This window comes from Isoptericola sp. NPDC055881, from assembly GCF_053615895.1.
On record NZ_JBSHCR010000098.1, the window covers coordinates 1 to 11,485 of the forward strand.

Annotated in this window: 5 protein-coding genes; all 5 read right to left on the reverse strand. The window is 72.6% G+C overall.

The window, feature by feature from the left end; all coding sequences use genetic code 11:
- Nucleotides 1-46: 46 nt before the first annotated feature.
- Nucleotides 47-1,207: a multiple monosaccharide ABC transporter substrate-binding protein gene (gene chvE, locus ACWGKI_RS19390; protein ID WP_452189205.1), complete on the reverse strand. Its 1,161-nt coding sequence runs from the start codon at nt 1,205-1,207 to the stop codon at nt 47-49.
- A 284-nt stretch (nt 1,208-1,491) separates the two neighbouring features.
- Complete coding sequence (locus tag ACWGKI_RS19395) at nt 1,492-1,932, reverse strand: SRPBCC domain-containing protein (RefSeq protein ID WP_452189207.1); 441 nt, start codon at nt 1,930-1,932, stop codon at nt 1,492-1,494.
- Entirely contained in the window at nt 1,932-2,300 is a 369-nt protein-coding gene (locus tag ACWGKI_RS19400) for an ArsR/SmtB family transcription factor (RefSeq protein WP_452189209.1), read from the reverse strand. Before ACWGKI_RS19400 ends, ACWGKI_RS19395 begins: the two co-directional genes overlap by 1 nt.
- A 50-nt stretch (nt 2,301-2,350) precedes the next feature.
- Nucleotides 2,351-5,116, reverse strand: coding sequence for a hypothetical protein (locus ACWGKI_RS19405; protein ID WP_452189211.1), 2,766 nt, complete (start codon nt 5,114-5,116; stop codon nt 2,351-2,353).
- A 358-nt stretch (nt 5,117-5,474) separates the two neighbouring features.
- Nucleotides 5,475-11,339, reverse strand: a complete 5,865-nt coding sequence (pulA, locus tag ACWGKI_RS19410) for a pullulanase-type alpha-1,6-glucosidase (protein WP_452189213.1) — start codon at nt 11,337-11,339, stop codon at nt 5,475-5,477.
- Between the last annotated feature and the right edge of the window lie 146 nt (nt 11,340-11,485).

Genomic DNA, 11,485 nt, shown 5'->3' on the forward strand with positions numbered 1-11,485 from the left:
CGGCCCGTCCGTGAGGACGGGCCGGGACCCGCAGGGGTGGATCGGGTCAGGAGGCCTGACCGGCGTCGATCTCGTCCTGCGTCCAGTAGCCGCTGTCCACGAGCTCGGACTGGATGTTGTCCTTGTAGACGGTGACGACGTCGAGCAGGTAGGACGGCACGACCTTCTTGCCGTTGTCGTACGTCTTGGTGTCGTTCGCCTCGGGCTCCTTGCCGTCGATGAACGCCTTCGCCGCGACGACCGCCTGGTCGGCGAGCAGACGCGTGTCCTTGAAGATCGTGGACTCCTGCACGCCGTCCTGGATCAGCTTGACCGACGCGATCTCGGCGTCCTGACCGGTGACGACCGGCAGACCGTCCTTCATCGTCGGGCCCATGCCCACGCCCTGGAGCGCGGTGATGATGCCGCGGGAGATGCCGTCGAAGGGCGACAGGACACCGTCGAGCTTGGTGTCACCCGAGTACGTGGAGGTCAGCAGGTTCTCCATGCGGGCCTGCGCGGCCTCCTGCGACCAGCGCAGCGTCGCGGCCTGCTCGATGTCCGTCTGCTTCGAGGGGACCACGATGGACCCGTCGTCCATGAACGGCTTGAGGGTGTCCATCGCGCCGTCCCAGAAGAAGTGCGCGTTGTTGTCGTCCAGCGAGCCGGCGAAGAGCTCGATGTTGAACGGGCCCTTCTCGTCGGTGGCCTTGCCGTCCTTGTCGGTGAGGCCCAGGCCGAACAGGAGCGCGTTCGCCTGCGCGACGCCCACCTTGTAGTTGTCGAACGACACGTAGAAGTCGACGTTCTCGCTGTCGCGGATGAGCCGGTCGTAGGAGATGACCGGGATGTTCTGCTCGGCCGCCGACTCGAGCTGGCTCGTGAGAGCCGTGCCGTCGATGGCCGCGATGATCAGGAGGTCAGCCCCCTGGGTGATCATCTGGTCGATCTGCTGGGTCTGGGTGGGGATGTCGTCGCCCGCGAACTGCAGGTCGACCTTGTAGCCGGCCTTCTCGAGGCCCGACTTCACCGCGTCGCCGTCGGCGATCCAGCGCTCCGAGGTCTCCGTCGGCATCGCGACGCCGACCTTGATCTCGTCGTCACCGTTGCCCACGGCCTGGCTCTCGCCGTCGGAGCTGCTTCCTGCGCCCCCGCCGCTGCATGCGGCCAGGGACAGCGCCAGCGCCGCACCAGCGGCGATCGCGCCCATCTTCTTGCCGAGTCGCATCCTCGCGCTCCTTCTCGTCTTCGAGGGTCCACCGGCTGCGACCTTCGCCACCGGCGTCCGGGCCCCCGAGAACTGCCTCGAGGTGCCGGTCCGTCATCCAGGGTGCTGTCTTCGAGACTCAAAGTCAAAGCATCGACCGCGGGAAGCCATAACGATCGGGTCACGGCCCCGAATCTGGGGCAAATCTTGAGGAAAATCAGCGCTCACCAGGCGTGGGACCGCCCGATTGCGAGGGCAGAGGGCCTGCTTCGGTTCCCGAAGTCAACCAAACGGGCGACGACCGCTCAGCCGGCGAACGCCGCGAACCGGTCCAGGACGGGCTCCCACCCGGCGTCGTAGGCGCCCCGGGCCTGCTCCCCGTCGGTCCGCCGGCCCCAGCCCGAGTGCACGAGCTCCACCTCGGTGCCGGACCCGGCCGCCCGGAAGCTCACCTCGACGCGCGTGGCCTGCGACTCCGGCGTCCCCGGGTGCCACGTGAACGCGACGCGGCGCGGCGGGTCCCACGCCGTCACGGTGCCCCAGACGGCGGCGCTGCCGTCGGGGAGGGTCTCGACGACCCGGCCGTCGATGCCGGGTTCCACCACCACGTCGCCGGCCTCGGCGCGGCCCACGGAGTGGGTGGCGAGGGGCCACCACCGGCCCATGTCGTCGGTGAAGGCGCGGAACGCGGCCTCGGGTCCCGGGCTGACGGTGACGGTCTTGCGCAGCACGTCGTCGGTGGACATCACGACACTCCTTCGCCGGCGCCACGAGGGCCGGTCCCTCCCGCGGCGGCGGCGCCGTGGCCGCCGCGGGCGTCCGCGTGCGCGGCGAACGCACCCAGCACCTCGGACCAGAAGCCGTCGAGCCACCCCCGCAGGACCTCGAAGCCGGACGGCTCGAGGCGGTACACGTGGCGGGTGCCGACGGTGTCGAAGGCGACGAGGCCTGCGGCGTGCAGCACCCTCAGGTGCTGGGAGACGGCCGGCCGGCTCACGGGCAGGTCGGCGGCGAGCAGGGCGACGGACGCCGGGCCGGCGGCCAGGCGACGCACGACCGCGCGCCGGGTCGGGTCACCGAGCGCGTCCAGCACGCCGTCGTGCGAGGTCGCCATGATCGGTAAGTTACGCCTTACCGATCATGGCGACAACCCCCAGGGTCTGCTCAGCCGCGCACCACGAACCGGTCGACGTTGATCTCCGTCCCCGACCCGGTCCCGGTCCCGGTCGACCGCAGGGTGATCGTGTGCTCCCCCGGCTCCAGCGCGCCGCTGGACCAGACCAGCTGGTTCCCCACGCGCTGCTTCCCGTAGAAGTCGGCGACGCCGGACTCCACGCCGTCCACGAGCACCGTCGCGACGCCCTGGTTGGACGCGCGCAGCCCGTAGAGGTCGGCAGACGTCCCCACGAACCGGAAGTCCACCGCGTCACCGGCCACCGCCGTCGAGGTGACCGACGAGTGGTACAGGCCCGTCCTGTTGATGCAGCCGGGGCAGCTCGTCCAGCCGTCGCCCCGATAGTCGAGCCGTCCGAGGCCGACGCCGGTCTCCCGGTCGTCCACCGAGCTGTCGTGCCCGCGGCCCGGGACCACCTCGAGGGCGTCGAGCCCCACCCACCCGGTCCCGGCGACCTCGACGCGCAGCGTGTGCGGCCCGTCGGTGAGCACGGGGGTACGCCACCGCACGACGGTGTCGGCCCCTGCCCGCGCGAACGAGATCCGCTCGGGCGCGTTGCCGTCGATCGACACCAGCCCGTCGCCGCCCTGCGGGCTGCGAGCGCCGACCAGGGTGGCCTGCGTCCCGTCGAACGCGACGGTGGCGACGTCACCCCGCCGGTCGCTCCCGCTGACCGTCCTGCCTGCCGCCGAGCGCACCTGGGGGTACGTGAAGCCCCCGCACCGCCCCGGGCGGCCCGCGCAGTGCGTCCAGTCGCCGGCGTAGCGGGCGGCCGCCGCGGCGTCGTCGACGCCGACGACCGGGTCGAGCGGCTCGATCGCGAGGTCGGCGAACTGCGTCGCCGAGTAGTCACCCGAGAGGCCGGCCATGCCGCTCACCCAGGTCGCGTCGGTCACCGAGCCGACGGTGTCGCCGTCGACCGAGGCCGTGATCACGCTCCCGTCGAAGGCGAGCCCCAGCCGGTGCCAGCCCGTCCCGGCGTCGCCGAGGGTGCCCGTCGCGAGCTCGACCCACGACCGACCGCCGGGCGCACCGCGGCCGATCGACCAGGTGCCGTCCGCGTCCAGCGCGAACCCGTACCCGTTCGGCACGGGCTGCATCGCGTCGTTCGACACCCGCCCGAGCACCTGCGCCTCGCCCCCCGGGCGGACGTACGCGTCGACGCCCACCGCGTAGTCGGCCCAGTCGAGGTCGCCGACGATGCCGGCGGGCTTCTTCCACGCCGCCCAGGAGATCGAGGGCCGCGGCGCGACCTGCGTGAGGCACGTGCCCTGGCGGGGCGCCGCGCACGGACGCTCCTCGTACGCCCCCTCCATCTGGGAGAAGTAGGAGGTCTGGCCGCTCGCCCCGCCGCTGGCGAGGGAGCTCCGGTACGGGAACGGGAACGCCGAGTCGGCCTGGCCGGTGGCGTCGCCGTGGCTCTGCCCCTGCGTGGTGGTCACGGTGACGAGGGCGTCGGCAGGGACCGTCACGGTGTACGTGCCGTCGGCGGCAGGGACGAGGTCCGGCTCGCGCACGAACTGCTCGTCCGCGGTCGTCTGCCACACGTGCAGGTCGCCCGCGTCGAGACCACCGGTGACCGACAGCGTCACCTTCCGGGGTCCGGCAGCGTCGATCGACTCGATCACGGTGCTCCAGTCGCCGCCGTCGTCCGAGCGACGGGTCACGAAGCTGCCCTGGGTCTTGTCGGTGGCGTCGAGGTACCCGGACGCCGTGTCGAGGTAGCGCCAGCCGGGCTGCGCGAACTGCGCGGTGTGCGCCATGGCCCAGATCGCCGACTGCACCTGGTACGCGCCGGACCACGGGGTGTTCGCCCGCATGAGACCCGCGTCGGAGATGCTCAGCCCCTCGTAGTACGAGGTGAGGAGGTTCCAGATGTTGACGCCGGTGATGCGGCCCTCGATGTAGGCGTGGTTGAGCAGCGACGGCAGGGACTTGGCCGAGCCGCCGTAGCCCCACTCGGCCGACCACGGGCCACCCTCGGAGATCCACAGCGGCTTGCCGAGCGCCTGGGCCGTCGCCGAGCTCGGACCGAAGGAGTAGTGGTTCCCCAGCACCCCGACGGCGTCGGCCAGCTCGGGGTCCGCGGCCATGTCGGCGGCGATCTGCCACTCGCCCTTCACGGCCGCCTGGTCGGCGCCGACGATCCGGACGTCCTCGTGACCCGCGGCGTCGAGCGCCTTGCGGAACTCCTTGACCCACGGGATGTCGTAGTCGCGCTCGTTGCGCAGGCCCATGTTGTCGATGTGCAGCCCGTGCTGGTCGGCGCAGTCGAGCCAGCTGAGGAAGTAGTCGATCGTGTCCTGGGAGTAGTACCCGTCCAGCCAGCCCGGGGCGCCCCACGCGAGGCCGCCGAGGGTGATGTCCGGGTTGCGCTCGGCCGCCTCCTGCATGAGCCACCACTCGTAGCCCGCGTCACAGTCGACGACACCGCGCTCGTGCATGTGGCTCGACTCGGAGCCGTCGGTCGTGTTGGTGTCGCCCCCGATCTCGACCTTGAGCATCTGCAGCGACGCCCCGTAGCCGGGCTTGAACAGATAGTCGAGCACCTCGTCGCGCTCCTGCTCGGGGTAGTCGAGCAGCAGGCGGGTGGTCGCTCCGCCGCCGGACGTCGCCCCGACCCCGTCATAGGTGCGACCCGGGCTGGCGCCGTCGACCGTGATGGCCGTCGCGGCTCCCGGGTCGTCGGTACCCGCAGCCGCCGCACCGACGGACGGCACCAGCAGCGACGCCCCGATCGCGGCGACCGTCGCCACCACCGAGACGGCAGCCCTGGCTCGCGACGGCGCCCACGCCACCCTCGGTCTTCTGGTCGTGAGTTCTCTCCACGCTCCGTGCACGTCACGCACTCCTTCGTCTCGCGCGAGCTCCCGGCGTCGCCCTCGACGCCCGGGTCAGTCATGGTGCTGCGCGGCACTCCGTGGCCGCCGAGCGGGAATGTTAGCGCTCACATTTGGCCCGGGCAACCGCTATCCGAGCACGTCGAGAGGTACATCGATAGAGAGCGGGCGGCCAGATCAGCCGCTGCATCGATGAACACGTGGGCGACCCGGTCGGGCGCACGACGACGGGCGGCGCGCCCGTGAGGACGCGCCGCCCGAGGTCACCGGGTGCTCAGCGCTGCGGGTCCTCCAGCACCGCGACGGTCCGTGCAGGCACGGTCACCTTCCCCGACCGCGCGTCCCACCGCGTCGCGCGGACCACCGGGTCGCCGCCCGACCGCTGCACCGCCGAGAGGCGGTAGTCCCGGCCCCGCAGCGCCGGCAGGTCGAGCGTGACCGCGTCCGGCGACGCGTTGAAGACGGTCAGCACGCCGTCGAGCCGGCGGTCGACGTCCCGGCCCACCGTGTCGTCCACGGCCATGGCGATCACCCCCGGGGTGGCGTCGGGGCCCGAGCCCGGGAACGACACCTTCTGCTCGATCAGTCCGGCGCTGCCCAGCCGGAACAGTCGCGTCGAGGAGCGCAGCTCCAGCAGCTCGCGCGCCGCGGTCGACGCCCTCGCGATGTCCGCCGGGGCGGGCTTGAGCGCCGGGTCGGCCAGGAGCGGGGCCATCACCGGCCACGCAGCGGAGTTGTCCGCCGCCGGCGGCAGGCCGCGCCCGAAACCGTTGTCCTGCCCCGACCAGTCGATCGCGTTGAACCAGTCGCCGGAGTCGTAGGAGTTGCGGTCCAGCGACTTCGAGCGCAGCAGGTCCGTGCCGGCGTGCCAGAACGACGGGGTCTGGGCGAGCGCCGTCGTCGCGAGCGAGACGGTGTTCATCCGCACCCGGTCGGGCATCGAGGTGTCCCGGGGCAGCTTGAGCGTCAGCAGGTCGAAGAGCGTCTCGTTGTCGTGCGCGTCCACGTAGGTGACGACCTCCTCCGGCGAGTCCGCGTACCCGGCGGGGGCGCCCCGGTAGTCGAGGTCCTCGCCGTGGGTCACCGCGCCGTCGGACGCGGTGAACGCGAAGTCCCGCAGGTTGCCCGCCAGGCCCAGGCGCACCAGGTCGGTCTGGTGGCCGAGGTCGGCGCGCTCGTCGTCCGAGCCGTCGTTGACGCTGCCCGCGTCACCCTCGCTGGCCTCGCGGCCGTTCGGGTCGGTGAACAGCCCCGTGCCGAAGCCCTGGGTGAACCGCGACGCGCCGTCCACCGGCGACCCGCCGTGCACGGCGTCGCGCAGCCGGTCGCTGAACGTCCCGATGCCGGTGCCGCCGAGCTGTCCCTGCGTGGCCTGGGTGAACAGGGCGTTGTCCGCGACCTCGCCGAAGTTCCACCCCTCGCCGTACAGGTAGACCGCCGAGCCGTCGACGCCGTCCTTGCGCACCGTCAGCGCGTCGAGCGCCTCGCGCACCGCGAGGAGGTTGTCTCGGCTGTGGTGACCCATGAGGTCGAAGCGGAACCCGTCCACCTTGTAGTCGCGCGCCCACGTGACGACCGAGTCGACCATGAGCTTCTCGGCCATCGCGTGCTCCGTCGCCACGTTCTGGCAGCAGGTGCTCGTCTCGACCGCACCCGTGGCCGGGTCCAGCCGCTGGTAGTAGCCCGGCACGACCCGGTCGAGCACGCTCTTCGCGTCCTGCCCGCTCGCCGCGGTGTGGTTGAACACCTGGTCGAGCACCACCTGCAGGTCGGCGGCGTGCAGCGAGCCCACCATCGTGCGGAACTCCGCCACGCGCGCGCCGCCCTCCGCGTCGACGGCGTACGAGCCCTCGGGCACCGACCAGTGCAGCGGGTCGTAGCCCCAGTTGAAGCCGTCGCGCGCGGCGACCTCGGCCACGGCCGCCTGCTGCTCCTGCGAGTCCGGGGCGTAGCCGGACAGGTCGCCGGTCGTCGCCTGGGCCGCGCGGTCCTCGGGGATCGTCGCGATGTCGAACGTCGGCAGCAGGTGCACCGTGGTCAGACCGGCGTCCGCCAGCTCGCGCAGGTGCGTCATGCCGTCCGAGCGTCCCCGCGCGAACGCGAGGTACGTGCCACGCTCCCGGGCCGGCACCGTCTCGTCCGAGATCGAGAAGTCCCGCACGTGCAGCTCGTAGATCGTCTGGTCCACGGCGCGCGCCACCACCGGCTGCGGCGTGGTGCGCCACACCTTCGGCTGCCACCGCCGGTCGTCGAGGTCGACGACCACCGAGTGCGTCGAGTCGAGCGTGAGGCCCACCGAGGACGGGTCGGTGACGACGTTCGTCTCGACCTTCCCCGTGCTCGGCACGTACACCCGCACGGCGTACCGGTAGCGGGCGCCCTCCCAGGCGAGCTTCTTCGCCGCCCGCTTGCCGTCGAGCGTCCACGAGCCGTCGGCCTCGCGCGCGGCGTCGAACCGCTCCGGGTCGGCCCCGAGGTCGCGCCCGGCGGGCCAGACCAGCACGTCGACGTCCTGGGCCGTCGGCGCCCACAGCGCGAACGACGCCCACCTGCCGCTCGGGTGCAGCCGGACGCCGAAGGTCCGGCGTGCCGCCGCGTCGCCGTACAGGTCGTCGAGGACCCCCGGCAGCTGCACCCCGGTCGCCGCGGTGAGCCCGTCCCCCGCCGCGCGGGTGACCAGGAGCTGGCCGGTCAGCAGCCGCTCCACGACCGCCCGGTCGAGCGGCTCGCCGTCGTCGCCCACCGGCGCGAGCGCCGTGTGGCCGGCGAGCGCCGGGAAGTCGCGCGCGACGTCGTCGGGCACGTCCCCCGCCGGGGCGAGGTCGTAGGACGCGGCGCCCGCCGGCAGGTCGCCGCCGTCGGGCCCGCGGACCTGGCCGTCGACGACGGCGAGCCCGCCCTCCGGCGCCGTCCACAGGGTCCAGCCGTCGCCTGCGCCGAGGTCCCCGGGCGCGAGCAGGAGGCCCTCGCGCACCCAGTGCGCCGCCTGCTGGCCGGTGCCCGGCAGCGGCGGGTTCTCGACGCCGATCTCGAGCACGTGGCTGGCGAGGTCGTACGAGAACGCCACCGTCTCGCCGTCACCCACGCTGAAGGAGTAGTTGGCGCCGTCGCGCGCGCCGCCCACGCCGTAGTTCTCCGCCCAGCTCAGGCCGTGAGCCACCTTGACCTCGTACGCCCCGGCCGCGAGGTCGTCCGTGGACCAGGTGTACGTGCCGTCGCCGTCCGGGTCCTTCAGCCACGTCGCGAGGCAGTCCGGCGCCCACGAGCCCGGGCACCCGACCTGGTCCTGGAACGACCCGGCCAGGGTGACGACGGGACCCTGCGCCGTCGAGGAGAAGTCGTGGCTCGCCGGGTCCCAGTAGAACGTGACCTTGCCGCCCGCGTGGGAGTACGAGGCGTTGCCGCCGTCGCGCACTCCCCCGACGCCGTAGTTGACCTCCCAGGAGCCGTTCACGGCGACCTTGTACTCGTAGTCCCCGGCGGGCAGGTCGAACGTCCCGGCCCACACGCCGTCGGGACGCCTCGTCAGACGGGCGCCCTCGCAGTCGGGCGTCCAGTCGCCGGCGCACCCCATCTCGCTGTTGTGGCTGCCGGGCACGGTGACGAGGTCGATGTCGGGTTCCGGCTCGACGTCGCCGACCGTGCCGGAGACGTCCACGCCCACCGACGCGAAGGTCGAGGCTGCCGTGCGGTCGCCGTCCGCGTCCTGCGTCACGGCGCGGTACTCGACCAGCGTGCCCTCCGCCAGGTCGCCCGTGTCGTGGAAGACGCGGGGCGTGGTGTCCTCGGCCGTGCCGAGGGCGTGCCACGCGTCGGTGCCCACGGCACGCCACGCGAACGACGTCTCCGCCCACGCGTCGTCGTCGACGTCGGCCGCGACCGCCGCGGTCCCCGTCACGGCCGCGCCGGCCGCGGGGACCGCGACCTCGAGCGTGCCCTCCGAGGCCGCGCCGACCGTGCGGTCCGCGCGCAGCACGACGGCCGACGTCGCCGGCACGGTGACGGTGACCTCGCCGGCGTCGTCCGCGGTCAGGGTCGCGGCGCCGCCCCCGAGGTCGCCGTACAGCACGTCGTAGGTGGCGCCCGGGGTGAGCGTCGTGAAGGTGGCGCTCTTGGCCCCGGCGGCGTTGTTCACCGTGACCAGGTGCTCGACCTTCTCGTCCCGGTCCACCCGGCTGAAGGCGTAGATCCCCGCACCGTTCTCGGCGTAGCGCTCCAGCTGCGCGCCCGTCGCGAGCGCGGGGTGCGCCTCGCGCAGGGCGGCGAGCTCGGCGATGTGCTCGTACAGCGGGGCGTCGGTGGCGTACCGGTCGACGCTGCCCGCCCGCTCCCCCGTGACGAGCGGCTGGTCGGCGTACTCGTCCACCTGGGTGGCGAACAGCGTCTGGCGCGCGTCCTTGTCCCCGCCGGCGCCGGCGAAGCCCTGCTCGTCGCCGTAGTAGACCACCGGCTGGCCGCGGGTGAGGTACATGAGGTCGTGCGCCAGCTCGTCGCGCGCCAGCGGCTCGTCGGTGCCGGCGAGCATGTACCCGACGCGGCCCATGTCGTGGTTGCCGAGGAACGTCGGCAGCGCGGACGCGGACTTCGTCGGCGTCGTGTACCGGTCGTCGCTCGCGAACAGGCTCGCCAGGCCGCGGGCGCTGTTGCCGCTCGCGAAGCTGGTCGCGGCTGCCTGGAAGGAGAAGTCGAGCACCGAGCTCATGTCCGTGTCGCGCACGTACGGGGACGTCTTGGCGGAGTCGGCGTCGTAGACCTCGCCGAACATGAAGAAGTCGTCCTTGCCCTGGGCGTGGGCGTGCTCCATGACCTGCGCCGACCACGACTCCCAGAACTCCGGGTTCACGTGCTTCACCGTGTCGATGCGGAAGCCGTCGATGCCGAGGTCGACCCAGTCGTCGTAGACGTCGACGAAGCCCTGCACGACGCGCGGGTCCTCCGTCATGAGGTCGTCCAGGCCGTCGAAGTCGCCGTAGGTGACCGACTCGCCCGTCCACGTCGAGTTGCCCCGGTTGTGGTAGAGCGTCGGGTCGTTCAGCCAGGCGGGCACCTTGACGTCCGCGTCCTCGGGCGCGATCACCGGCGTGTACGGGAACGACGTCGCCGCGTCCATGGCCGGGAAGTCGTCGCTGCCGGCGACGTCGGCCGGGTCGAAGACGTTCCCGGCGGCGTCCGTGTACGGCGACGTGGCCTGGTCGACGTAGCCGTACTCACCCTCGGCGTAGTCGACGACGTCCGCCGTGTGGTTCGTGATGATGTCGAAGTAGACCTTGATGCCCTTGGCGTGGGCCTCGTCGATCAGGGCGCGCAGCTCGTCGTTGGTGCCCAGGTGCGGGTCGATCCGCGTGAAGTCGGTGACCCAGTAGCCGTGATAGCCCGCGCTGGCGTTCGCCCCGGTGCCCTGCACGGGCCGGTTGAGGAACGACGGCGTGAGCCAGATGGCCGTGGTGCCCAGGCCCTCGACATAGTCCAGGTTCTGGCGCAGGCCGGCGATGTCGCCGCCCTGGTAGAAGCCCTTGTCCGTGGGGTCGAAGCCCGTGGCCAGCCGGTCGCCCTCGTACCCGCCGGTGTCGTTGCCGGTGTCGCCGTTCGCGAACCGGTCGGTCATGACGAAGTAGAACCGCTCGTCGGAGCCGGGCTGGCGCACCGGCGGGACCACGAGGTCGGCGTCGGCCGCGTCGTCGTACGCACCCGCCAGCGTCAGCGGGGTGAGCGCGGTCCGGTGCGTCGCGTCGTCGTACGTGACCCGCACCCGCGCGTCGCCCTCCAGCACGAGCGGTGCGTTCTTGTCCGTCCCCTCGCGGCCGTACGACTCGTCCCAGGCGCCGTCGAGCGCCACCTTGTACTCGTAGCTGCCCGCCGGCAGGTCCACCTCGGCGCTGAACGTGCCGTCGCCGGCGGGAGTCAGCGCCGTCGCCGCGCACGTCGGGTCCCAGTCCTGGGCGCAGCCCAGCTCGGACTGCAGGCTCCCGACCAGGGTCGCCGTCCGGTCCGCGGCGCTCGCGGCCGGGGCCGCCGACACGCCCAGGCCGGCCAGGCCCGCCGACAGCGCAGGGACGGTCAGGGCGACGGCGGTCAGCGATGCCGCCGCGCGGCGGGTCGGACGCCTTCGGTGGGCGAGGGCCTGGGCAGCACGGGGCATGAGGAGGACTCCTTCGTCGTCCGGGCGCGCGAATCGCGACCCGCCGCGACTGTACCGTTGCTGCAACCTTGCAGCAAGGCCTCGCCCCGGCCCGCTGTGGGTACGAAAAGGGCGGGAATCCCGTCGAGGATTCCCGCCCTTTTCGT